This is a genomic window from Kitasatospora griseola (assembly GCF_044999035.1).
Classification (GTDB): Bacteria; Actinomycetota; Actinomycetes; order Streptomycetales; family Streptomycetaceae; genus Kitasatospora; species Kitasatospora griseola.
Genome location: NZ_CP173360.1, coordinates 2308985 through 2331436, shown reverse-complemented (window position 1 = coordinate 2331436; position 22452 = coordinate 2308985). Strand labels below are relative to the sequence as shown.

21 protein-coding genes are annotated in these 22452 nt (G+C 71.4%); 11 read left to right on the top strand and 10 right to left on the bottom strand.

Annotation, left to right across the window (positions count from 1 at the left end; genetic code table 11):
- Window positions 1-5: 5 nt before the first annotated feature.
- From ACI1MP_RS10660 to ACI1MP_RS10645, 4 genes are all read right to left on the bottom strand, one after another.
- A complete protein-coding gene (locus ACI1MP_RS10660) occupies window positions 6-1265 on the bottom strand; it encodes a lanthionine synthetase C family protein (protein WP_404868521.1) in 1260 nt (419 codons plus the stop codon).
- Entirely contained in the window at window positions 1262-4258 is a 2997-nt protein-coding gene (locus ACI1MP_RS10655) for a lantibiotic dehydratase (protein ID WP_404868520.1), read from the bottom strand. Before ACI1MP_RS10655 ends, ACI1MP_RS10660 begins: the two co-directional genes overlap by 4 nt.
- 92 nt (window positions 4259-4350) lie before the next feature.
- Window positions 4351-4518, bottom strand: coding sequence for an FxLD family lanthipeptide (locus ACI1MP_RS10650; RefSeq protein WP_404868519.1), 168 nt, complete (start codon window positions 4516-4518; stop codon window positions 4351-4353).
- Between the two features lie 146 nt (window positions 4519-4664).
- On the bottom strand, window positions 4665-5465 hold the full coding sequence (locus ACI1MP_RS10645; RefSeq protein WP_404868518.1) for a TauD/TfdA family dioxygenase: 801 nt from the start codon (window positions 5463-5465) through the stop codon (window positions 4665-4667).
- 177 nt (window positions 5466-5642) lie between these two features.
- On the opposite strand from ACI1MP_RS10645, the gene ACI1MP_RS10640 reads away from it, so the two are divergent.
- Window positions 5643-6074 (top strand): NUDIX domain-containing protein, encoded by a 432-nt coding sequence (locus ACI1MP_RS10640; RefSeq protein ID WP_404868517.1) that lies wholly within the window; start codon window positions 5643-5645, stop codon window positions 6072-6074.
- A gap of 3 nt (window positions 6075-6077) precedes the next feature.
- The gene (locus ACI1MP_RS10635) at window positions 6078-7226 is read left to right on the top strand and encodes a helix-turn-helix domain-containing protein (RefSeq protein WP_404868516.1); all 1149 of its coding nucleotides are present in this window, start codon (window positions 6078-6080) and stop codon (window positions 7224-7226) included.
- Window positions 7227-7584: 358 nt separating this feature from the next.
- Here the strand turns inward: ACI1MP_RS10635 and ACI1MP_RS10630 are convergent, their stop codons facing one another.
- Window positions 7585-9261 carry a hypothetical protein gene (locus ACI1MP_RS10630; RefSeq protein ID WP_404868515.1) on the bottom strand — a complete coding sequence of 559 codons (1677 nt, stop codon included), beginning with the start codon at window positions 9259-9261 and terminating at the stop codon, window positions 7585-7587.
- Between the two features lie 441 nt (window positions 9262-9702).
- Between ACI1MP_RS10630 and ACI1MP_RS10625 the strand changes: the two genes are divergently transcribed.
- The 4 genes from ACI1MP_RS10625 to ACI1MP_RS10610 all read left to right on the top strand — a co-directional run bounded on the left by ACI1MP_RS10625 (window position 9703) and on the right by ACI1MP_RS10610 (window position 12965).
- Complete coding sequence (locus ACI1MP_RS10625) at window positions 9703-10668, top strand: hypothetical protein (RefSeq protein ID WP_404868514.1); 966 nt, start codon at window positions 9703-9705, stop codon at window positions 10666-10668.
- A 567-nt stretch (window positions 10669-11235) separates the two neighbouring features.
- Entirely contained in the window at window positions 11236-11382 is a 147-nt protein-coding gene (locus ACI1MP_RS10620) for a hypothetical protein (RefSeq protein ID WP_404868513.1), read from the top strand.
- Between the two features lie 93 nt (window positions 11383-11475).
- Window positions 11476-11937, top strand: a complete 462-nt coding sequence (locus ACI1MP_RS10615; RefSeq protein WP_404868512.1) for a hypothetical protein — start codon at window positions 11476-11478, stop codon at window positions 11935-11937.
- A 194-nt stretch (window positions 11938-12131) separates the two neighbouring features.
- Window positions 12132-12965, top strand: coding sequence for an SAM-dependent methyltransferase (locus ACI1MP_RS10610; RefSeq protein WP_404868511.1), 834 nt, complete (start codon window positions 12132-12134; stop codon window positions 12963-12965).
- 15 nt (window positions 12966-12980) lie between these two features.
- On the opposite strand, the gene ACI1MP_RS10605 is transcribed toward ACI1MP_RS10610, so the two are convergent.
- The 5 genes from ACI1MP_RS10605 to ACI1MP_RS10585 all read right to left on the bottom strand — a co-directional run bounded on the left by ACI1MP_RS10605 (window position 12981) and on the right by ACI1MP_RS10585 (window position 17768).
- Window positions 12981-13829, bottom strand: a complete 849-nt coding sequence (locus tag ACI1MP_RS10605; protein WP_404868510.1) for a helix-turn-helix domain-containing protein — start codon at window positions 13827-13829, stop codon at window positions 12981-12983.
- Between the two features lie 202 nt (window positions 13830-14031).
- The gene (locus ACI1MP_RS10600; protein ID WP_404868509.1) at window positions 14032-14271 is read right to left on the bottom strand and encodes a DUF397 domain-containing protein; all 240 of its coding nucleotides are present in this window, start codon (window positions 14269-14271) and stop codon (window positions 14032-14034) included.
- An 804-nt stretch (window positions 14272-15075) separates the two neighbouring features.
- Window positions 15076-16245: a hypothetical protein gene (locus ACI1MP_RS10595; protein ID WP_404868508.1), complete on the bottom strand. Its 1170-nt coding sequence runs from the start codon at window positions 16243-16245 to the stop codon at window positions 15076-15078.
- A gap of 438 nt (window positions 16246-16683) precedes the next feature.
- The gene (locus ACI1MP_RS10590) at window positions 16684-16914 is read right to left on the bottom strand and encodes a DUF397 domain-containing protein (protein ID WP_404868507.1); all 231 of its coding nucleotides are present in this window, start codon (window positions 16912-16914) and stop codon (window positions 16684-16686) included.
- Complete coding sequence (locus ACI1MP_RS10585) at window positions 16911-17768, bottom strand: helix-turn-helix domain-containing protein (protein ID WP_404868506.1); 858 nt, start codon at window positions 17766-17768, stop codon at window positions 16911-16913. Before ACI1MP_RS10585 ends, ACI1MP_RS10590 begins: the two co-directional genes overlap by 4 nt.
- Before the next feature lie 209 nt (window positions 17769-17977).
- On the opposite strand from ACI1MP_RS10585, the gene ACI1MP_RS10580 reads away from it, so the two are divergent.
- The 5 genes from ACI1MP_RS10580 (at window position 17978) to ACI1MP_RS10560 (ending at window position 22431) form a co-directional block, all read left to right on the top strand.
- Window positions 17978-18412, top strand: a complete 435-nt coding sequence (locus ACI1MP_RS10580) for an ATP-binding protein (protein WP_404868505.1) — start codon at window positions 17978-17980, stop codon at window positions 18410-18412.
- A gap of 75 nt (window positions 18413-18487) precedes the next feature.
- A complete protein-coding gene (locus ACI1MP_RS10575; protein ID WP_404868504.1) occupies window positions 18488-18952 on the top strand; it encodes a GNAT family N-acetyltransferase in 465 nt (154 codons plus the stop codon).
- 212 nt (window positions 18953-19164) lie between these two features.
- On the top strand, window positions 19165-20586 hold the full coding sequence (locus ACI1MP_RS10570; RefSeq protein ID WP_404868503.1) for a protoporphyrinogen/coproporphyrinogen oxidase: 1422 nt from the start codon (window positions 19165-19167) through the stop codon (window positions 20584-20586).
- The gene (locus ACI1MP_RS10565; protein WP_404868502.1) at window positions 20576-21052 is read left to right on the top strand and encodes a hypothetical protein; all 477 of its coding nucleotides are present in this window, start codon (window positions 20576-20578) and stop codon (window positions 21050-21052) included. The genes ACI1MP_RS10570 and ACI1MP_RS10565 overlap by 11 nt, the downstream gene beginning before the upstream one ends.
- Window positions 21049-22431 (top strand): hypothetical protein, encoded by a 1383-nt coding sequence (locus ACI1MP_RS10560; protein ID WP_404868501.1) that lies wholly within the window; start codon window positions 21049-21051, stop codon window positions 22429-22431. The genes ACI1MP_RS10565 and ACI1MP_RS10560 overlap by 4 nt, the downstream gene beginning before the upstream one ends.
- The last annotated feature ends 21 nt before the right edge of the window (window positions 22432-22452 follow it).

Here is a 22452-nt window from a genome sequence, read left to right as displayed (position 1 = left end):
GGTGGTCAGGAGGTGAGCAGGCAGGCGTCCCACCGGGTCACGGGGGTGCTACCGGTCGCGGGGGCGAGCAGGGCCAGGGCGGTTCCGGCGGTGCCTTCCAGGAAGGCCGGCCCCGCGCTCGGCAGGAGGTGGCGGGCCTGCTCGTCGGCGTCGGCGTACGGAGGGTGGGCGGTGTCCAGGAGCAGGACGGCGGCCGAGCGCAGCCGGCCGGCGTTGCTCGGGGAGGCGTCGGCGGCGGCGCGATGGGCGATGTGGGCGAGCCCGGCGTAGCCGTGGCAGGCGGACAGGTCGGTGGTCGCGGCGAGCCCCTTCCGGTCCACCAGGGCCGTGGCCAAGGCGCTTTCGGCGTCGTGACGCAGCTGCGGGTCATCGAGGGCGAGGGCGGCGAGCTGCAGGGAGCGGGCGATGCCGGCGGTGCCGTAGCACCAGCTCGGCCGCTGAGGCGGAAGCGGTCGGCGGTCCGGGCCGTTCAGGTGCGCGGGAGTGATCCAGTACGGCCAGGCGTGGCCGTCGCGCCAGCGCTCCAGCCACGCCAGGACGGTGCGGATCGCCTCGCGCTGGCCGTCGACCTCGACACCGCGCCGCAACGCGACGGCGAACAGTGCGAGCGGCCCGGCGATCCCGTGCGCGAGCCCAGAGTTGGCGTGCCCGCCGGGGAACCGCTCGTCCCACTCGCCGGACGGACCGGCTAGGGTCCACCAGCCCGGCAGGACCACCCCCTGATGCCTGACGTTCTCGGTCAGGCGGACCAGGCACGCCAGGACCCGCCGGATCGCCTTCCCGCCGGGGGAGCGGCGCAGCAGGATTGAGCCGATGCCGGCCAGTCCCCGGATCGTGTCGAACTCGGCGAGCCGTGGCAGATTGCCGCGCTCGGTCCGGGTCTCGGCTTGTTCGCAGCGGCGTACCGCGTCGGCGGCCACGACCTGGTCGAGGTGGTCGAGAGCGCGCTGGTAGGAGCCGGGGCGGGCTTGGGCGGCGCAGGTGAGGGCGTGGGCGAGCGCCGGGGCGCCGTAGTAGAGGTAGCTGTCCGTCCCGCTGGTGACAGGGCTGTCGGCCGCGACCGACAGCCAGGCACGCACGGGCTCCCACGGGCCGAGGCCCATGGCGGCGCGCTCGATGTGCAGCAGGGCGATGCCCGGGGCGCCGTGGGCGAGGGACTGGCGCCACTGCGGGTGCGACGACCAGGCTGCGGGGGCAGCTGCCGGGTCGGTGAGGAGCTCGGCGATCCGGTCGGACAATCGGAGCGCCGGGTGCGGGCTGGTCATCGGTCACCGTCCCGGGCCAGGCGGGCGAGGGCCGCGGCGCGGGCCAGGTACAGGACTTTGGCCTCGTCGTCGAAGTCGATGCGGTGCGCGCGCACGTACGAGCAGTGCAGCAGTGAGCCGAGGACGTCGTCCGCGTCCACCCCGGTGGTGTCGGGGCCGGGGAAGAAGCGGCGGTAGGCGTCGAGGGCCTCATGGCGCTCCGCCCAGGCGTCGATGACGGCGGCGGCGCCGGGTTCGTCGCGCAGTGCTGCCCAGCCGTCGGCGGGATCGGCGAGACGGACCGCCTCGGCGAACACCGGCCGGGCGGCAGGCGACGGGGCCTTGGCGGGGATGTTGGCGACCAGCCAGCGCAGCCCCGCAGTGGAAGAGCCGGCGAAGCCGGCCGCGATGGCGACCGCCTGCGCGGCGAGCAGCGCGTCCTTGCCCGGGCGGACCGGCTGGGACAACTGGGCGAGCACAGCGGCGGAGTCGGTGCGGAAGACCTGCTCGGCGGCGGCCCAGGCCGGACCCTCGCCCCACCGGCCGGTCTCCGCGTAGGAGGTCGGGTACACGACCTCGGACAGCAGCCCGGCCTGGTGGAGCTCGGCGGTCCAGGCGCTGATCACGGCGGCGGTGGGGCCGAAGGCGTCCGGGTCGGGCAGAGCGATGCGGATCCGCAGGTGCTGGCGTGGGTCGCGGAAGCGGACGAACCACCACTTCGGCCGGCCGAGGCGCTGCAGGAGGTCGGGCAGGTGGTGGACGAGCACGGCGTCCTGGCGTTCCAGGTCGCCGTAGAGCGAGGCGAGGAGCACCCGGGAGGTGCCGGGGGCGTCGCCGTGGCCGCGCCGCAGGATTCGGGCCGGAGTGGGCTTGGGCAGGCGTGGCCAGGCCGGGGCCCGGGTGGCCGTGACCGGGATGGCGACCTCGTGGGCCCGGCCGCCGGCCCAGCCCAGATCGGCCGGATCGGGGCTCTCGACGAGGACGGCGCGCGGGGCGGAGCGCAGGTGCTCGCGCAGCAGGACGCGATGACCCGGGTGGTCGAGATCCAGGGGCAGGCCCTGGCTGTCGGCGGCCAGCGTGACGTGACGTGCGACACGGCGCCGCACCAACCACGCCGAGAGCATCTCGTCCCACTTCGCGAAGTCGGTGGCGCGGGGAGGGAGTTCGTCGGCGGTCAGCCGCCAGGAGGCCGCGGAGATGATGACGCGGCCGTGCCGCAGCCGTGGCCGGAACGGCAGCGCGCCGAGGCTCCCCCAGGAGAAGCGGGTGACCTGGGCGGCATGGGCGCGGGACAGCTCGGTGATCAGCCGGGCCAGCGGCGGGGTATGGGTGCGCAGGTTCAGGGCGTGGGTCGCGGCGGCCTCGATCCGCACCCCGAGCACCGGAGCCGCCAGATACATCCGCCGCCCGTTGCAGCCCACCGCCAGGTCCTCGGGACCGAGGACGCCGTCGGCCGCCCGGCGGTGTTCGGCGAGGCTGATCACCAGCTGGCCGGTCGCTGCGCTGCGGGCGACGTGCCCAGTGGCCGCGTCCAGCGGCGGACACGAAAGCTGCGCGGTGAGGGCGTGTTCGTCCATGGTCGGCAGGGTCGTCAGCAGGTCGGTGAACGCGGCCCGGTGTGCGGGTTCGAGGAGGTGGAGGAAGCGGCCGACCGAGACGCCGGCGGCGCGGGACGCGGAGACGACCTCCAGGCGGAAGGCGCCTCGGTCGAGGGCCTGCCGGGTGGGGGCGTGGATGCGGGCGAGGATTTCCAGGTGCGGGGGCCAGCGCGGTTCGTCGGGGCTGAGATCGAGCGAGCGGAGAACGGCGTCGTCGAGCAGGACTTCGCGCTCACCGTCGAGCGCTGCTTGCTGGGCGAGGGCGGCGAGACGCTCGTCGCGTTCGTCGAAGCGCGGCCGTTCGGCTGCCGGGGCGCCAGGGTAGCCGTCGGGCCAGCCGATCCCGCTGTCCGCCACCATGTCGAGCAGCGGCACCAGCGCGCCGCGGCCGTAGCGCTCGTAGAAGCGTTGATGATAGGCACGCCACGCGGCGGTCCCCTTGGGAACCGGGCTGAGACGGGACAGAAGGTGGGCGGCGCGGGCGGCCTCGTCGGCGACGGTCCGGGGGAGGACGATGTCGGCGTCCAGCCGCAGGTCGACGGCCGACCCCGCAGCGTCGGTGCCCGTGGTTAGCAGGTTGTCCAAGACCGCGGTGACGCCCGGCAGTTCGGCGGCGGCCGTGGCGTCCAGAGCGGTGCGCAGGTAGGTGACAGGATCGGGGTCGGTGGCCGGCGCGTGCAGGCTGGTGATCAGGGCGCGGTGGGCGACGAGTTCCGTCAGCAGGTTCGTGACGTGCTCGCCGGACGCGGCGGGAAACTCGGCGTGGACCTTGTCGGCGAGGTCGCGGAAGCGGACCGGGCGGCGGGCGGCCTCCAGGGCGATTACGACGGGGCGGGTGCGGCGCAGGGTCGTTTCGGCGGCTGCCGTGCCGAGACCTGGCCGAACGAGCGGGCGGTGAGGAACGACGAGGCGCTCGCCGCGTGTCTGGACGGCGTTGTTCGCAACCACGTCCCTGAGGTCCAATAAGCCGGGGAGATGCTCCAACTGTCCGATTGCCTCGGCGAGTCGAGCCGCCGAGACCGTGCGTGCCACGCGGTGTCCGCAGCCCCATCGCAGAGTGGATACCGAGGCGAAGGAGGCACCCTGCACACCGGCGAAGTAGCCGTACGGGGTGGGGCGGCCTGTCGCACGCAGCACGTAGCGGGCGGTGGAGAGCGCGGCGTGCCGCACCTCGCGCGGTGCGGCGCTGGCGGCGGTGGTGAGCTGCCGGACCTGCTGCGCGAGGACAGGGCTGGCCTGTTCGAGGGCCACGGCGAGACCCGGGTCCGCCCATACCTCGCGCAGCCACTGCATCTGACGGGCGGGCAGGCCCGCCTCGCCGAGGTCCGGCCAGGCGGGCACCGCAGGGGCGGGGTTCGCGACGGCGCGCACGAGGGCCACGTCGGCGGCGCGGTACGGGGAAGCGGCTGGGCGCATGGCTGGCGACCTCGAGTAAGGGCGGGGGCGGAAAAGGACAGAGTGGAGGCCGGTGCCGCAGGGGTGCTTTCCTGCGGCACCGGCCGGGTGTGTCAGTGCAGGCCGGTGGTGCACGCGCCGCAGGTGCTGCCGCAGCCGTCGTCGGTCAGGACCTGCAGACCGGCCGCGTCGGTGGTCTCGACGGTGTGGACATCGAGGTCGAACTCGTCACCGATGGCGGCCGTGGCGGCCTTGCTCTCGGCCGTGATCGTCTGGGCCATGAGTTCCTCCTGTGGGTTCTCCCTGTGAGGGACCTGGCGTCGGGGCGCGGGATGCGCCCCGCATCACCAGGAGTCTGTGAGTCCGGGGCCGATCGCAGGGCCGCCCGGTGGGCTCGTGGACGGGCAGCCTCCGGCCGTTGTCGCCGTCAGCCGCGTCCCGCCGGTGCGGGGGCGGGCCAGGGGGCCGGGAATCCGGGGTCCAGGCCGAGCGAGCGGTGAGCCTGCCCGAGTGCCCGGAACAGGAGCCGTCCCCCGGTGAAGCGGGTGCGGCCGTGCAGGACACGATGGTTGTCCAGCACGAGGCCTTGTCCGCAGGTCAGGCGCGTGCGGACGGTGTGGTGCTCGACGACGCGGCGTAGGGCGGGCAGGTGAGCTTCGGCCTCCGGCGAGAACCGGGCCAGCTCGTCCTGGCGCAGCCGCAAGCGCCATCGCCCCTCGGGCAGCTGCTCCAGGACGGCGGCGAAGTGTCCGTCCGATCCGCCGAAGTACGCGGCCCGCGGCGCCGAGAGGGCCTCCAGAGCCGCCGGATGGAAAGTGGCCAGTTCGGCGAGTACGGCGCGCCCGTCCACCGTCCGGCTCTCGCCGCCCTCCTCGGCCGCCCGCGCACAGGCCAGCAGCATCAGCCGCGGGGGTCCCGGCAGCTGGGCACACTCGGTGTGCAGCGCGAGGTCGCCGCGTCCGAGGCCGGCGAATCCCACCCGGCCCTCGTGGCGGCCGGTGTCGCGGATGACGGTCAACCCGTCCGGATCGGCATCGCGATGGTGCCACAGCGCGGACATCAACAAGGCGGCCGTGTCGAGCACATCGCTGCGACCGCCGAGGCGGCCGAGCCGCACCAGGCCGTGCTCGCGCAGCACGGACGCGGCCCGCTCCAACCCGCCGGTGCCCAGGGCACCGAGGGTGAACTCTTCGTCCGCGGTGGGCAGCGCGGTGCGGGAAGACGGCATGGAGGATCCCCCTTGTGAGAACGGGCGGATGAGAGAGGACACACTGTGGCGGGTGAACCCGCCACGAGTGAAGTGACAGATTGTCAAAACCCGATCTCTGCACCGTGCGAGCGCTCGGCGGCAGTCGGCTGCTACGTTCGACGGGCCCGTGCCCGTCCGTGCGCCGTGGAAGTAGAAATGACCGGACTCTCTGAACTGCCCTATGTCCCGCCGACTTTCCCGATCTCGATCAAGGGCGTCGTCCTCGACCTGCAGCAGCGGGTGCTGCTGCTGAAGAACGAACGCCAGGAGTGGGAGCTGCCCGGCGGAAAGCTGGAAGGCCCGGAGACCCCCGAACAGCGGGTCGAGACCGAGATCCGCGAGGAGAGCGGCTGGACGGCCACAGCCGGCCCCCTGCTGGACGTGTGGATGTACGAGCCCATCCCCGGCCGTAAGGTCTTCATCGTCACCTACGGCTGCACAGCCACCGACGCCCACCGGCCACCGGTCGTCAGCCACGAGCACAAGGAAGCCGCGCTCTTCCACCGCGACGAGGTGCACGACCTGCTCATGCCCCAGGGCTACAAGGACTCCATCGCCCGCTGGTACGAACTCCAGGACCGGGCCTGACCGGTGGCACGCCGAGACCCGCACGGCGGGATCCGCTGGCACTGGACCACCCCACGCGCCCAGGACATCCTGCGCCGCCGCAGCCTGCCCGAGATCCTCGCCTTCTACCGGCAGCTGAACGGGCTCCCCCAGGAGGAACTCGGCACCCTCCTCGGCTACTCCACCAGCTACATCTCCCGAGTGGAGACCGGAAACCGCACCATCACCGACATCGGCGCGCTCCGGCACATCGCCCAACGCCTCGGCCTGCCACCCCACGTCTTCGGCATCACCGACGACGCCGACGGAGACCACCACGCCATGATCCAGTTCGGTGAGAGCGTCCTGCGCCTGGCCGAGATCGCCCGCCAAGCCGGACAGGCCGCCGCCGCCGTCGATGAACTCTGGCCCCTCGTCGCCCGACTCGAAGCCCGCGCCGCCGACGGCCACACCGACAGCGACGTCCTGCGCCTGCTCGCCCGCGCCCGCGTCGGCCTCGGCGTCGCCCTCGGCCACGTCCTGCCCGAAGAACGCCTCGCCACCGCCGCCCGCTGGACCGGCAAAGGCGTCGCCATCGCCCGCCGACTCGACGACCGGCCCCTGCACGCCCACGCCCTGCGCCACCACGGCAACGAACTACGCAAGGCCGGCCTGCACCACGCCGCCCTGGAACGCCTCGGCCGCGCCCGCGACCTCTCCCGTACCCCCGACGATCGCGCCGCAGCCGCCATCCTCCTCGCCCGCGCCGCCGGAACCGCCGGTGCCACGACAGTGTTCGACGACGCCGTCACCGAAAGCCGACGCCTCCTCGACACCGCCAATATCACCCCGCTGTTCTCCGAATTCACCCTCCACGAGGTACAACTGCGCGGCCTCGCCGCGACCGGCCGCGTCCCAGACGCCGTCGACCTCCTCGAACGCGCACCCGCCCCAGGACTGCAGACCAGCCCACAATGGCGCATCATCTCCGCGATCACCGCAAGCCAAGTCCTGCTGCGCCGCGGCGACCGGGACGCCGCTGGCGAACAGATGCGCGCGGCCCTGCACAGCGCTGAATTGCACCGCCTGCCGCACCAGATTCAGCGGGTCATCCGCGCGAGCAACAGCCTTCCCGACATCCGTGAGCAGGCACAGGGCGCCCTCGACCGGCTCCGCGCGGACATAGCGGCCTAACGCACAGCGCGGCCGCGGCTCCGAGCGCGGGCGGGCCCATGTAGACCTGCATGACGAGCCGGGCCGCCACGCCGCCGACGACGATCGTCGAAGCGTGCACTCGCAGGGCCAGGCCGAGCGCGCACAGCCCGTCGACCATCACCACCTCTTGAATCACTGAATCCGATGCGACCTGCACGACCAGCACTCCGGTCGGGGGCCGGTTCAGCCCGAGTTCGGATGTGCAGGGCCCCGGGGTGGTACGGGTGCGGCGTCAGGGTGAAGGCCAGTGTGCGACCTCGCAGTAAGGCGCAACCGGGGTTGCTGCCCGCTTTCAAGTACCTCGTTCCCGACACCCTGGGCGAACCAGATCCCGGTACTACTGACCTCCGCTGGTCCGCATCTGCCACAGCACCAGTTCGGGCAGCAGGCCCGGTGCGGGTGGCCAGGGCGCGGTGGGCTTGCGGCCGGCGGCGGCCCCCGTGTCGGTCATCGCCGTGCCGGGGGTGTTCGCGGTGGCCAGGGGGCCCGTGAACCAGCCCATGTACCTGGCCATTTGGACGCACGCGGCTTCGTCGGGCGGTGGCGGCACCGTTCGTCCGGCGGCCCGGTCGGCCGCGTCGTAGTGCCGGCCGGTGGTCTTCACCGCTTCGAGGAGATCCTGGCCGTCCGTCAGGAGCAGCGTGGTCTTGATCAGGTCCCGGAAGCCCAGGTCGCGTTCCCCTTCGTCGCTGATGAGGACCAGTTCGGCGTCGTCGCGGTCGGCGTGCTGGTCGAGGTAGGCGAGGGACACGCGGGTGTCGGGGCCGTCCTCGGTGGCGATGCCGATGCCCGGAGCCGGCAGGCTGCGGAGCGCTTGCACCGGAACTCGGTCGTGGGGCGGGAGGGCGTGGCGGGGGCCGCCGTGCAGGAGGATGTGGCGTCCTCCGCTGCGCCAGGCGCCGATGGCGGCGATCCGTTCGGCGTCCCAAGCTGCTTGGGGCTTGGGGGTGTTCCACTGCTGGACGAGCCAGTGGGTGATCTCGGCGACGGGCATCCAGCACCACGGCTCCCAGGCTCCGTGGTGGCGTACGCGCAGTTCCTCCAACTGCTCCAGGATGCCGGGGTACTGCTGGAAGATCTCCGTCTCGTGCCGGTGGAGGCGGGAGGCGACGTCCCGATACAGGTGCGCGGTGCGGCGGTGCTCCGGGGGGAGCAGGTGGTCGAGGTCGGCGGGGAAGGGCCCTGCGGGCTGCCGGGGCGGGGCGGCGGACGGGTCGGTGCCGCCGATGTGCGGGCCGTGGGTGGCGGTGAGTCGGGTGTGTTCGGCGGCGGCCCAGGCGAGGATCGCATGCCGGGTGGCGTCGGCCGAGGTGGTGGTGGCCACGCGGACGGTGCGGTTCTTGGCCTTCTGCGCCGCGAGCGCGCGTCCAGCGGCGGGTGAGGGTCGCTGCTCGGAGACCTCGGTGCCGGTGCCGGTGAGCGCGTGCCAGGCGGCGACGATCGCCCGCAGCGGCCCGGCGGAGTATGTAAGGCTGTCGGGCAGGTCGGCCTCGGTGAGGCGGGTGTCGACGAGAGGGAAGTACGGCAGGTGCAGCTCGAAGTCCCGCATGAGGGGGATCCGCCCGTTGTTGACGGCACGTCCGTCGGACCACCAGGTCAGGTGCACTCCGGGGCGGAAGCCGTCCATGGCCGGCCCCCAGGAGGCGGCCACGATCGCGTACGCGCCGAAGTCGTGGAGGGGGGCTGCGGTGACGAGCAGCCCGGATGGGGCGGGAAGGACGTCCTCGGTGAACAGCAACGGCGCCGATCGGTCGGCGGCCACCGTCCGGACGGCGTCCACAACGGGGGTGTCGAGGGCGAACGTGGCGCCGCCGGCGACGCGGCGGTCCTCGGCCGCCAGGATGCGTTCGACCTTCTCGCGGCGGGGCAGCAGCGCCCAGGCCGCCGGATACAGCAGCGCGTCGCTCTCGGCGTCCAGGTGGGTGTACAGCTCCCGGCCGTCCGCAGACCGGAGGAAGTTCAGGTGCGCCGAGCGGAGACTGCCCGCCAGGTCGGGAAGCTGACGCTGAGACATGACCGAAACCGTAGACCGTCCCCCGGGCCGGGGCCAAGCAGCCGATGGCATGGCCGACGTTTTGGGGTCGGCCGCCGGGTTTGGCGCAGGCGACGATGCGGGGCCGTCACCCGCTTGCGGCGGCCCCGGTCACGGCTTCTCAGTGCGCTCAGAGCCTATTGTCCGACGCCAACACCGCGCCGGACCGGCCCGGCGCGTGTTTGCCTCAATGAGCGACGCACTCAGGTCGCGACCTGTACGGCAGATCGACCCGGAAGGCTGTTCTTCACCTTTCCGTCCCACGTTCGATGATTTCGAGGGGCGTCCGCCCTTGGTGATCCGGGGTGGTTCTACGTCGTTCGACGGAGCAGGTAGACGGCCAGGCCGACCAGCCGGGCCCGAAAGCTCTGAACTGGATCAAATCGGCCGAAAAGAAAGAGAGTTACGCCCACACTACCGTCCATGTGGAACTGGACCCGCCTCGCCGGGGAGGCGGGGACGCGCTGGCGGCTCGCCCTCCTCCCGGCAGGCATATTCATCAACACGTGGGGCAACAGCTACTACGCCACCCCGTATCGTTTCCAGGGGATCTTCCTATTCTTCGCCGGCTTCCCCCTCGGGATAGCCGGCATGCGGGCCTGGGACGCCCTCCCGCTTTGGGGCGTCCTCGCGGCACGACTCGGGACGCCGACGTGGCGCCGTCTGCGCGGCAACGCCCGGCTCCTGTTCGGAGCGGCCGTGCCGTTGGCCTTCCTGCACCACGCCAGGTTCTCGATCGGGCGGCTCGCCCACGGGGTGGCGCAGCCGGGCGACTTCGACCTGGCGGGTGCCGCCATGTTCTGGATCTGGGTGGCGCTGTCCTGCGGGGCGAGGAGTGCCGAGCCGGAGGACTCGCCGTTCGAGAGACTCCCGGGACGGATCACGCGTGCGACCCGTGTCCGCATTCTCGCGAACTGGGCGGGCGTGGTGGCCGCCGGCCTGCTCGTGTACCCACGGCTGCTCAGCGCGTACCCTGCGCAGGCGGTGTCGCTCGGCGCCACGTTCGCGGTCGCCCTCGTTGTGGTCACGCACAAGGTCTCCGCGCGGACGCGCAAGCTCTGCACCCAGGTCCACACCGCCGCGCAGACCTTGTGCCGGGACCTCGAGGAGTTGGCCGCAACAGACCTCGCGTCTTCCGCGATCGGCCTGCAGAGTTCCGCGCGGCGCAGCTGGGACACCCTCGCCCGGTCGCTTCGCACAGGTATCGACTCCGGATACCCACGGTTCGGAGTGCCGTTCCTGCGCGAAGAGGTGGTCGCCGACCTGGGAGTTCGAATCCTCGCGGCGATCGACGTGATGCCTCGTGAGTCCGATGCCTGCCAGCAGGCGCGCGACGATCTGGCCGCAATCATCAGTGCATGCGGCGAGCGGATCGACGCCGCCGCCTAACGTCGTACGTCAGGTAGCGGCCTTTCGCCCGAGGAAACGAGCGTTCCGGGCCTGCGACTGGTGCGCTCAGGCGCCGCAGCAGTCCTGGACCGCCGCGCTCACCGGGCTGAGCTTGCATGGAACACCCGGTGGCTGGCAGTCACCGGCAGGAAACCCGTATAGCTCGACGGCCGGTCAGGGAGAACGCGAACCCAAGACTTGGCCGTGAGGCGTCCTCACCGGATCGCTTTCCCTTGCGTCTCGACCGACATTGGCCGAACTTGAGCATCTCGCTGGGACTGCGAGTGCCCTCGGAAAATGGATTTGCAGGGGGGCCACTTGGCGGCAACTGGGCGTTGCAGGGCGGATACCGTGAGCAACAGCTCTCGATGAGAGCTGCTCCAGGCAGTAGTGGAGTACTGCCCGGAGCGCTGGCGGCCTTGACAAGGAACATGCGTGAACATGCCCAACCGCACCTCCCCGCGCGCCCGAAGCTCCGCGGGGAAAGCCCAAGCTAGCAGTGGCCGGAGTGCCCGGCGCGAGAGGCGCGAGTGCGCCACGCGCGAAACCACCTCCTGGATCGCCGTGTTGACGTCTCTGCTGCTCCTCCTGGTGTCGGTGCTTCCGCTGGACGCGGACCGTGCCCGCCTGATCGAGACGGTGCTGAACGCTCTGCCGCGAGTGCTGCCCGTTCTCGGCCGCCGGCACCCGCGTCGGATCCGGCGTCGGTACTGACGTCCTGGGTGCGCGGGCGGCAGACCACGACGGACAGCTGCCGCCCCGCACGCCCGCACCGCCCGAGGCGAACACATCGTCCGAAGGAGGCCCGTGGCACCGGAAACCGACCTGGCGGCGCTCTCGCAGCCTTACCTCAGCGGCTTCAGCGCCTTCGTCCTCATGCAGAAGAGGGGTTACGACCTGTACGCGCTCGCGCGCCTGGGCGACCGCGTCCTGGGCGCGGAGGCGGTCGAGCTCGCCCTGCAGCGCACTGCCGAGCAGTGGGGTGGCGTGCTGCGCAGGCGCCACCCCGTGGCGTGCGCCTGGCGCATCTTGCGGGAGACCGTGCGCGTGGCCTGCCTCCACGCGCCCGACCCCGCCGCCGACCTGCTGAACCGACACCTGCCTGCCGACCGAGCCGACGTGGAACTGCTGCACCGGATCGGCCTGTCTGTTGTACAGACCGCGCGCCTGATGGGCCGTGAGACGGCTGAGACGGCTACTGACCTGCTGATGGTCCAGCGCGCTCTGGACGCTGCGAATGAGAAGGAGACCACGACGGGACACCGCTGAACCGAGCGCCGTGCCGGGCGGGGCACCGCCACCGTCCGCCACGGTGTTCGCCACCCGAGCGCCTACGCCGGGTCCCGTCACTCTCTGGTGTGACGCGGCCTGCGGCGTCATGGTGCCCTTCGGGCTGCCCCCTCTAGCATGAGGCCGTCATCTGCCCTGGGAGACACCGGGGTTGTTGGACTCGGAGGGCGACCGTGAGCGATTCCGCACCAGCGCAGAACCCGATCGACGTGACAGTCCCCAGTGCGGCGAGGATGTACGACGTCCTGTTGGGCGGCAACAACAACTTCGCCAGTGACCGGATCGCGGTCGAGCAGCTGATGGTCACCGCGCCGAACTCACGGGAGTTGGCGGTGAACAACCGCGCGTTCCTACGGCGCGTGGTGCGCACCATCGTCGGCGAGTACAACATCGACCAGATCATCGACCATGGCTCAGGGCTCCCCACCCAGGACAACGTCCACCAAGTGGCGCAGCGCCTCAACGAGCACTGCCGGGTCGTCTATGTCGACAACGACCCGATCGTGCTCACCCAAGGCCGGGCCCTTCTGGACGAGAACGACAACGTCGCGGTGATCGAGGCAGACATGGCCGAGACGGACAGACTGCTCAGCCATCCCCGAGTGCAGGAACTGATCGACTTCGACCGTCCGCTCGCCGCCCTGTTCGTCTCTGTCCTTCACTGCGTGGACGACCAGAAGGCAGCCGCGATGGTTCGCGAGACGGTCGGTCGCCTGGCCCCAGGCAGCGTCGTGGTGATCTGCCAGCTGGTCAGCGACGACCCTGACGTCCGGGACAAGGTCACCACCTTGATGCATGAACAGACCCACGGGCAATGGGGCCGGGTACGCACCGAGGACGACGTCGACGCCTACTTCGAGGGTCTAGATGTGCAGCCGCCCGGGCTCGGCGACGTCAGCCTGTGGCGGCCCGACACCGAGGTCCTGCCGCGCCAGCGCACGCACGAGTGGACCGAGTACGGCGGCCTCGCCCTCGTGCCGGCCGTGCCGGCGAGCAGCACGACGTAGGTCGGGCGGCGCATGTCACAGCCGCTCCTGCCAGTGCCACAACGCCTGGAGGATCAGGGGCCGGCTGGGCGCGCGCTCGGCGCTGACATTCATCAGCTTCAGCAGCTGTTCCTTGTACTGCTCCATCTCGGACAGTTTGTACCGTTCGCCCTCGGCCGGACGCTCGTCGATGCCGTGGGTGAAGTACTCGCCGCCGGTCAGCGTTTCGTTGTAGATCAGCTCCCGCAGGCCGCCGCTGCCGAAGTCCAGGTGCGTCAGCGAGGAGATCGAGCTGGCGAACAGGTGATCCTTGCGGATGACGCGGATGCCGAACCCCGGGCGACCGGTCAGGTCGTAGATGTGCTGTATCTGGTCGGCCATGATCCGGGGCGAGCCGATTTGGCGGTAGAGGCTCGACTCCTCCAGGTAGAAGACGCTGCGGGCGGGGTCCTCGAAGAACCGGTCCTGGCGGCAGGCCCGCAGTTCGACCCTCCGTTCCAGCTGATCGGCCTCTGAGGGGCGCAGCTCGCCCTCGAACAGTGCCCGGTAGTACCCGGGGGTCTGGATCAGGCCCGGAACGATCTTCGCCTCGTAGGTGACCAGCACCGCCGCCGCGGTCTCCAGGGCGATCAGGCGGTGGACGTCGCCGTTCACCAGGTCCCGGAAGGCGTACAGCCAGTGCGAACGCGTGGCCCGCGCGTGCGTCACCAGCTCGGCCACCGCGGCTGCCACCTCGGGCTCCGCCCGGTAGGCCCGCATCAGCTTGGCGATGTCCGCCGCCTTGGGCGTCTGCCTGCCGTTCTCCAACCGGCTGAGCTTCGCCGCGGAACCGCCGACCTTGCGGGCGGCCGCTGCCAGCGTCAGGTTCCCTCGCAGAATCTTCAACTGGACACCGACCAGCATCATCGCCGCGGTGGGATTCCGGGCGGGATCGGCGGCGGGTCGCGGAAACGCGTACACACGCCCATCCGGATCATCGCATGCGAAAGGCACGCGCCCCTCCTCAATGAAAGACGTTCAACCGAGTCTTCCATAGAGTAAGGCCGCGCGCCCTCGCGTGTCTCCTATCGAATAATCGCCCGAACCGTCAGGCGCCGATCAGGTGATCGAATTCGCTGCCGCGCACCCCCGCGAAGAAGGCCTTGATCTCTCCGGGCGTGAAGACGAGCGCCGGGCCCTCCGGGTCGCGGCTGTTGCGCAGGGCCACCTCGCCGCTGGGCAGCGCGGAGGCTTCGACGCACTGCCCCTTCGCGTTGCTGGCCACCGACTTCACCCACACCGCACCGTCGATGTCCTTCGCCGCCATGCCGTTCCTGAAATCGCTCATCAAGGTCCCGCCTTCCGCTTGTCCCGATGTGCTCAAACCGGCACCACCCCCGCACGAACACGCAGGCCGGGCCGAGTCCCGCAATGAAAACTGCAATTGCAGAACCGGGGGAAGCATATCCATGGAAAATCGAACAGGGCATGCACCGTGCGAGTGAACGGGAAAGAAGGAAGATCAGATAAAGGGCTCCCCGAAATTGGCGGGGCGTTGTTCCACCGGATCGCCTCGCGGGGGCCATTGCAGCCCTTGTGGCTTCGGGCCGCGGGCCGGCCGTGAATCATCCGAGGCCGAACAGCCGAGGAGAGTAAGGACCGCCTCCTACCGGTTCCCGCCAGCTCGGTCTGCTGGCGGCATCCCCGGCGGGGCGCGACACACAGGACGGCCGGTTCGGCCAACGCGGTCGGGGTCGAACCGACCGGCAGGCAGACCGGCGTGGGCCGCCAGCGGGGCGACGCAGCGGGTGGCGGCGGGAGCTGCGAGTCGGGCGGGAGCGGGCCTGATAGCCGGCCGGTGGTGAGGTCGCCGTGCCCGAGCGGCAGCGGCAATCACCTGCCGAAGCTACCAGCCGTCGGTTTCGGCATTTCGCAGGGCGCGAGCGACGAAGACCATCGCGCCGTCTATGGTGCTCGGCCAGAGAGAAGGCCTCTAGAGAGGTGAACGCCAGTGCCGATCGGTCGGCGGCCACCCTCCGGACGCGTCCACCACCGGGGCATCGAGAACGAACGCGGCGGCGACGGCGACGGGACGGTCCTCGGCCGCCAGGGCCCGCTCAACCCTCTCGCGGCGGGGCTGCCCGGGGCGGTGTCAGGGTGCGGCGGTGTGCTGGTCGAGCAGGGCGAGCATGTCGGTGGCGGTCAGCGCGAGGTGGTGGACTGGTGCCGGGTCGTTCACGTGCCGGGTGAGGGTGAGTTCGTACAGGTCCGCTACGGGGTGCTGCGGCAGGGTCGGCCACTCGGTCGCCCAGTAGGTGTGGCGGACGACTTCCCAGGTGAGGCGGCGGGGGTGGGGGGATGCCCCCCACTCCTCGCGGAGACAGGAGCGGCGGGCGGCCCCGGCGATCGCCCTGCGCAGGTCGTCGGGGACGACGAGGGGGTTCGCGGCCGCGCCGAGCAGGCTGTCGAGGTGGTCGGCGCAGGACTCGACCGGCGTGGCCGGGTCGGGTCGGCCGACGAGCACGGTGCGGTCGGCCTTGAGGGTTGCAGCAGGTCGCTGGGGCCAGGCCAGGTGTGCGCCCACACGGACATGGTCGGCGGGCACCCACCGGTCTTCGGCGGCGTCGTCGAGGTCGAGGACGTAGCCGACGGGACCCTCGACGGTCGCGGCTTCGTCGTCGAACGCCCAGCGGGCGCCGCGGACGTATCCGCCGCGCCCGGCGAACTCGCCTTCGATCACCTCGATCCGGTCACGGCGGCGCAGGCCGTGGCCTTGTGCGGCGAGGGCGTCCTCGACGACGCCGGCGGCCCACGGGGTGCAGATCTCGATCGCGGGGTCGGGGCCGCCGCCGATGCCCCTGGTCATCCCGTCCCACCGGCGCTTGGGGCGTCCGGCACCGGGCCGAGCGGTGGACCACGTGTCGCCGACCGGCGGCGCGACCGTGTCGCGCAGGCCCGGCTCTCCGGGGAGACGGGGGTCCCAGGTGCGGGTGAGCCAGCGCCAGCAGCCGGCCACGGGATCGCCGCCGTCGGCGGTGCGCGACAGGCCGTGGCCGCAGCCAAACAGCACCTCGGCCAGGAACGCCTGGAGGGCCCGGTCGTCCCGCAGCAGCCACAGGACGTCCTGCCAGCGGATCTCGTCGACGGGGCGTCCGTCGCGCAGGTGCGCGGCGTACAGCGCCATCGCGACGATGCCGCGCATCGCCACGTCGTCCCAGCAGTTCTCGTCGAGCGCCCCGAGGCCCTGGGAGGCTTCGGTCGCCCCGGTCGCGCGCCGGTGTGCCGCATCCCACGCGTCGAGCTGCCGGTCGGTGGGTGGCATCACGGGCTCCTGGTGCTGGTCGGGACATCTGCGGAACACGGGAGTGACTCGTGCAGCGTACCGGGGCGGCCGGTCCGGGCCCGGAGACCGGGCCCGGACCGGCGAGCGCTGCGAAGTCCGGCCCGGGCCGGGGCGGTTGGCTACCTGTCGGAGCGGACTGGGACCAGGGACGCCAGCGCCTTGTCGTCGCTGCGCTTGTAGCGGGGCCAGGTCTGGCCGTCCGGGTCGCCCTGCTCGGCGTGATGGACGAAGTCGACGACGGCCTGCGGTCCCTTGCCGCGGCAGATCGCGGGGATCTCCCCCCCATTGGCACAGGCCGTAGTCGTCGACCGCCTCGGCCTGGCGGCAGCGGCGGCATCCCGCTCACGACGGAGTCCATCGGCCTGACGCGGTACAGCATCTGGTCGGCGCGCCAGGCCGATGGAGCCTGGATGCGGATCAGCGGCGCCGCAGTTCACCGCGCATGATGCCGGCGATGAAGGCGTCATATTCCGCGTCGTCGAAGAGGTGAGGGGGCTTGCGGGGGTTTTTGGAGTCGCGCAGGGCGACGAAGCCATCGTCGAGGAAGGCTACCTCGACGCACGTGGTCCCTCCGCTGCTGGCGGTCTGCCACTGGGCGTTGGCGAGCTGGCTGTCGACCCAGGCCGGGTCGAGGTAGTTCTTGTTCATGACATTTCCTTGGCGAGCGCGGTGAGGAAGGGCAGTGACGCCTTCGGCGAGAGGGCGTCAGACTTCAGGAGGTCGCTGGTCGTGCGATAGATCTCGACCGTCTCCGGTCGGTTGAGGTGCAAGGACGTACGCATCGACTCGATGCACACGAGGTCGCGCCCGGCGGGGAAGGACATGAGCATGAACGGGCCGTCCATGCCCGCGTGTGCGCCGGCCGTGTAGGGCAGGACCTGGATGGTGATGTTCGGGTTGGTGCGGGCCAGCTTGGTGAGGTGCTCTATCTGGGCGCGCATGACGCCGCGGTCGCCGACCTCTTGGCGGAGCAGGCCTTCGGTGAGGACGGCCCATATCTTCAGCGGGGGCGTGCGCTCGAGCATGTCCGTCTGGTGCTTCTCGCGCACGGTCATGAAGCCGTCGATGTCGCTGGTGGTCTTCCATGCCCGGCTGCCCTCGATGACGGCCCGCGCGTAGTCGGGGGTCTGAAGGAGGCCGTGGACGGCCAGGGGGTTGAAGGTGAACAGGCTGCTGGCGGTCTCGATCTGGGAGAGGTAGTCGCCGAGCGGGTCGTCGACGATGCCTTCGTACTGCTGCCACCAGTCGGGCTCGCCGGCCTTGCGCACCAGGTCCCGCAGTTCCTGGCGCATGGCTTCGTCGGTGACACCGAACACCTCGAAGAAGTGGGGCAGCTGTTGGACGGTCACCCCTTGGGTGCCCTTCTCGATCTTGCTGACTGTTGACAGTGCCCGGTATCCGAGGCGGGTGGCCGCCTCCTCCTGGGTCCATCTCCGCTCCTCGCGCAGACGTCTCAGCTCGGAGCCCAGGCGCCGGCGACGCGGTGTTGGGTCGACAGACATGACCACCTCCCTCTTCGTCAGAAAGCGTAGCGCTCGGGCCAGTTCTGGCATATGCCAGCTGTCGGACGGGAAAGATTTTCCTATCCGATGGTATTGCCCAGCGATGCCGCGGAGGTCCATCATCGGAAGCTCAACATGCGGAGGGTGCTCCGGTGCGTACGGAGTGCTACCTCGTTCGCTGTGCTTCACCCTGCCGATCGGAGGGGCCGATGCCTGCCATGGCGGTCCGCGCAGTCCCGCAGTACCGGATGGTGCTGCCCGAGGTTCGCCCTGAAGCGATGGGCCCTGTGCGTGAGATCGTCCGCGCGCACCTGCGGCTGTGGCGCAAGAGCGAGCTGAGCGATCTCGCGGTCCTGGGAGTGACCGAACTGCTGACCAACGTTCTGAAGCACGCCCCGGGAAACTGCGAGCTGATGATGCGCGAGACGCCGGACGGGGTCTTCGTCGGCGTCACCGACTACGTGGACAGCCTGCCGACGGTGCGGGAGCCCTCGGACGGCCAGATGGGCGGCTGGGGGCTGTTCCTGCTGGCCGACGTCGTCGCCGAATTGGACGTGAAGCCCCTGTCGCACGGAAAGCAGGTCTGGTTCCGGCTCGGTGAGCCGGGTGCCGACGGCCGCAGAAGAAGTGCCTCCGCGCGCTGACCGCTTTCCCGCTCGGATGCCCGGCTCGCAGAGCGCCCTCGATCACCGACCCTTCGTCGACCAGGAGCCACGTAGATGCAGACCGTGACCGCCGTCCGTGCCGACATCCATGCCTGGATGTCGCTCGCCGCCGAAGTCGAGGACCTGTTCGGGCCGCTGGTCGACGACCCGGGGTTCCAGGCCGCGCTGATGCGCAACATCGAACGCGGCACCGCCCTGTGCGTGCGTGCGGCAGAAGGACGTGCCGGATCGGCGCTCGCCGGCGGCCTGCTGCTCTCCGCCCGTCACCCGCACTACGAGATCACCTGGCTGGCCGTCGAAGGAAAGTCCAGAGGACAGGGCATCGGGCGGCTCCTGGTGGACTCCGCCCTGCGGGCCTTCACCTCACCCCCGTGCACGGTCGACGTGACGACCTTCGGGCCGGACCACCCCGGCTCCGGCGCCCGCCTCTTCTACGAGGAACTCGGCTTCGAGTCGATCGGGCAGCTCTTCGCGGGCGGCTCGCGCCAGGTGTACCGGCTGCAACTGCCGCGCACCTGAGTCGAACGCCGCAGCGGCGCGGCAGTGCTCCTGGCGCCGAACACACGCCAAGCCAGTACGGCCGAGGTCCAGCGCTCGGCTGGACGGCCGAGACCCGGGGCTCAGCCTGCACCAAGACCATCACACCGTGTCATTGACGTATCGCGATCCGCTGATCCTGCGGGTGGACGGCACAGGCCGGCCCCGCAGAGTCCGCGGTTGGGGAGGGTGTCGTGAGCAACAGCAGATCCCGAGAGCATTTCGCATCACCCGTGGTGATCCTCGGCGGTGGCCCGTGCGGCCTGGCGTGCGCGTACGAGCTCCAGCGGCTGGGCCACCGCGACTGGCTGCTGCTGGAGGCCGCGCCCGAGGTCGGAGGCCTGGGCTCCTCCGTGATCGACGAGGCCGGCTTCACGTGGGACCTGGGCGGTCACGTTGTGTTCTCGAAACTGCGGAGCTTCGAGGAGCTGATGGGCGAGCTGTTCGCGCCGCGCGAGCTGCTGCACCACGACCGCTCCTCGTTCATCCGGCACGGGGAGCGCTGGGTGCCGTACCCGTTCCAGCAGCACCTTCACCACCTGCCCGCGGCGCGGGCCCGAGCGTGCCTGGACGACCTCGCCGCCGCCCAGGCCGAGGGGCCAGCCCCGGCGGAGGCCGATTTCGCCTCCTGGCTGGAGGGGACATACGGGCCCGGCCTGGTGGAGGAGTTCTTCTCCCCCTACAACCGCAAGATCTGGGCCACCGACCTGGCCGAGATGTCCGCCTCGTGGATCGCCGAGCGGATCGCCCCCTGCGACACCGACGCGCTGCGGCGCGCGCTGGACGCAGGCCCCTCCCTCGCCCAACCATGGGGCCCCAACGCGCAGTTCGCGTTCCCGGCGGCAGGTGGAACCGGCGCGATCTGGCGACGGCTCGCCGACCGGTTGAACGGCGACGTCCGCACCGGCAAGGCCGTGGTCCACATCGACGCGGCCTCCCGCACCCTGCTCACGGCCGACGGTGCCCTCATCTCCTATGGACAGCTGGTCGCCACCGGAGCGCTCGACCGGCTGATCGCGATGGCCGCCGGCGCACCCAACGACGTGCGGCAAGCAGCCAGCGCCCTGCGCCACACCACCGTCGCGATGGTCGGTCTCGGCTACCGCTCCCCGACCACCGACCGGCGCTCGTGGCTGTACTTTCCGGGCAGCGAAGCGCCGTTCTACCGCGCGACGAACTTCTCCGCGTACGCGCCGGCCAACGTCCCAGGTGCCGACCCCGGCCGGTACTCGGCCTGGATGACGGAGACGTCCCTGCCCGCGGGCAGTCTGCTGGACCGGGCGGGCCTGGTCGAGGAGTGCGATGCGGCCCTTCGCCACTGCGGGCTGGTTCCCGAGGCGGCGGAGCGCGTCAGCGGGCACGTGGAACTGATTCCGTATGCCTACCCCGTGCCGACCGTCGGCAGGGACGCGGCGCTCGCGTTCATCCAGCCGTGGCTCGAGGAGCACCGGATCTACTCCCGCGGCCGGTTCGGCACCTGGCGCTACGAGATCGGCAACATGGACCACGCCGTCACCATGGGCCAGGACATCGCCCGACGACTCGTCAACGGCACCCCCGAGCGGATCTACACCGTACCCGTCCGCACCACCGTGGGGGCCGGCCATGCCCGGTGAACTCGTCCTGGACGCCCACACCGTGACCGGGCGCCTGCTGCTCGGCGCCGCACCGGACAGCCCCGCTGCCGTCGACGAGCTCCTCGCCCTGGGCGTCACGCACGTCCTGGACTGCCGGACCCCGCGCCCGGCGCCGCCGCCAGCCGCCACCTGCCCCGACCTGGTGTGGCACTCCGCCCCCACCGAGGACGACGGCGCCTCGCGCGGTGCCGGCTGGTACGCCGCCTGCCTGGCCTTCGCCGAAATCGCTCTGCGCGAGGACGGGGCCCGGCTGTACTGCCACTGCGCGGCCGGGGTCAACCGCTCGCCGGCCGCCGCCTACGCCATCCTGCGCGGGCAGGGATGGACGCCGCTCACCGCCCGGGCCCGCATCCTGACCCGACGCCCGCAAGCACGCCCCCACTACTTCGAGGACGCCGACCGGTGCCTGCACGAACTGGGCATCGCAGAAGGGGAGACACCGTGATCCGTGCCAGCCGACTGCTCATCGCCGCCTACACCGCCCGGTCCGTGTACGTCACCGCGTCCATGGCCCTGTCCTGGCGCTCGATGCGGGTCGAGGCCGCCCGCGCCGAGCACGCACCGACCGGCCAGGTGCCCGCCCTGACGGTCATCGTCCCCGCGCTGCGCGAGCAGGTGGTGATGCCGCGCTCGCTCGCCCGCTTCGCCGATCTGGCCGCCGAGTGGCCACAGCTGAGGGTCCTGGTCGTCACCGCCGCGCGGGAGGCGGCCGAGACCCCCGACGGGCAGCAGACCACCGAGGAACTGTGCCGGGACCTGGCGAAGACGCACAACGACCTGCTGGGACGGGAGACGTTCCACGTCGTGTCCTACCCGGGTCAGGGACGGCGAGCCTCCCAGCTCAACCACGCCGTCGCCGCCCTGGACACGCTGTTCCCGCCGACCGGGGACGACTACATCGCGGTCTTCGACGCCGACGCGGTCCCCGACGCCCGCCTGCGCGCCCACTTCGCGCAGGCCGCGGCCGAGCGGCCCGCGATGATCCAGCAGCCGATGCTCCCGGCGTTCCCCGCCGGCTCCGGAGGGCGGCGCTCTGCCGTGATGTCCGGTCAGGACCTGGCGGCCTTCCGCCGCACCGTCGGCATCGAGTACCGCCGGATCAAGGTGGCCCGCTGGTGCGCGCCCGGCCGCGGCGGCGGCCTTCTGGCCGCCCTCGCGCGGCCGATGGTCTACGGTGTGGGCTCCGGGCTGATCGTGCGCCGCGACAAGATCGAGAACATCGGGTTCTTCCAGGAACCGCACGACGACCTCGCGGTCGGCCACCGCCTGAGCATGGCCGGCGAGCCCATCGCGGCGCTGCCCTCGGTCAACATCGTCGAGCCGTACCAGAGCGTGGCAAGCATGGCCCGCGCGTTCAGCAGCGTGGCCTTCGCCAACGCCGCCACCCGCCACGACTACCGCTTCGCCGCCGCCCGGCCCACCCGGCTCTCGCGCACCGGACAGCGACTGCTGGCCGCCCGAGCCCTGGCCGACGGCGCCGCCTGGGCACTCGGCCCGGTCGTCATGACCGCCGCCGCAGCGCACCTGGCAGCCAAGCGTGACCACCGGCCGCTGGCCGCTGCCGCCCTGCTCGCCGGGATCGTCGAACCGGTCGTGGCCTACCGGCTGCGCGGCTGGCTCCTGGAGGACTTCCGCTCACCCGGCAACACAGACGACGCCTGGCAGCAGCCCGCCCCCGCCCCGGCCGTCGCCACCAGCCTGCTGCAGCCCGCAGTCAGCGCGCTCGGCCCGTGGCTGCTGGCCCTGCGCGCGAGCGCCGCCCAACTCACCGGCCGCGACCTGCGCTTCACCAAGACCGAGCACCTGGGCGAGATAGCCCACTGAGCTGAGAGGAGGACCCCTTCC

Coding starts and splice junctions, on each gene's coding strand:
- ACI1MP_RS10585 (WP_404868506.1), bottom strand. CDS start 17,768: ATGTCTGTCGACCCAACACCGCGTCGCCGGCGCCTGGGCTCCGAGCTG.
- ACI1MP_RS10565 (WP_404868502.1), top strand. CDS start 20,576: ATGCCCGGTGAACTCGTCCTGGACGCCCACACCGTGACCGGGCGCCTG.
- ACI1MP_RS10630 (WP_404868515.1), bottom strand. CDS start 9,261: ATGTCTCAGCGTCAGCTTCCCGACCTGGCGGGCAGTCTCCGCTCGGCG.
- ACI1MP_RS10655 (WP_404868520.1), bottom strand. CDS start 4,258: ATGCGCCCAGCCGCTTCCCCGTACCGCGCCGCCGACGTGGCCCTCGTG.
- ACI1MP_RS10600 (WP_404868509.1), bottom strand. CDS start 14,271: ATGAGCGATTTCAGGAACGGCATGGCGGCGAAGGACATCGACGGTGCG.
- ACI1MP_RS10595 (WP_404868508.1), bottom strand. CDS start 16,245: ATGCCACCCACCGACCGGCAGCTCGACGCGTGGGATGCGGCACACCGG.
- ACI1MP_RS10650 (WP_404868519.1), bottom strand. CDS start 4,518: ATGGCCCAGACGATCACGGCCGAGAGCAAGGCCGCCACGGCCGCCATC.
- ACI1MP_RS10625 (WP_404868514.1), top strand. CDS start 9,703: ATGTGGAACTGGACCCGCCTCGCCGGGGAGGCGGGGACGCGCTGGCGG.
- ACI1MP_RS10580 (WP_404868505.1), top strand. CDS start 17,978: ATGCCTGCCATGGCGGTCCGCGCAGTCCCGCAGTACCGGATGGTGCTG.
- ACI1MP_RS10645 (WP_404868518.1), bottom strand. CDS start 5,465: ATGCCGTCTTCCCGCACCGCGCTGCCCACCGCGGACGAAGAGTTCACC.
- ACI1MP_RS10590 (WP_404868507.1), bottom strand. CDS start 16,914: ATGAACAAGAACTACCTCGACCCGGCCTGGGTCGACAGCCAGCTCGCC.
- ACI1MP_RS10575 (WP_404868504.1), top strand. CDS start 18,488: ATGCAGACCGTGACCGCCGTCCGTGCCGACATCCATGCCTGGATGTCG.
- ACI1MP_RS10640 (WP_404868517.1), top strand. CDS start 5,643: ATGACCGGACTCTCTGAACTGCCCTATGTCCCGCCGACTTTCCCGATC.
- ACI1MP_RS10660 (WP_404868521.1), bottom strand. CDS start 1,265: ATGACCAGCCCGCACCCGGCGCTCCGATTGTCCGACCGGATCGCCGAG.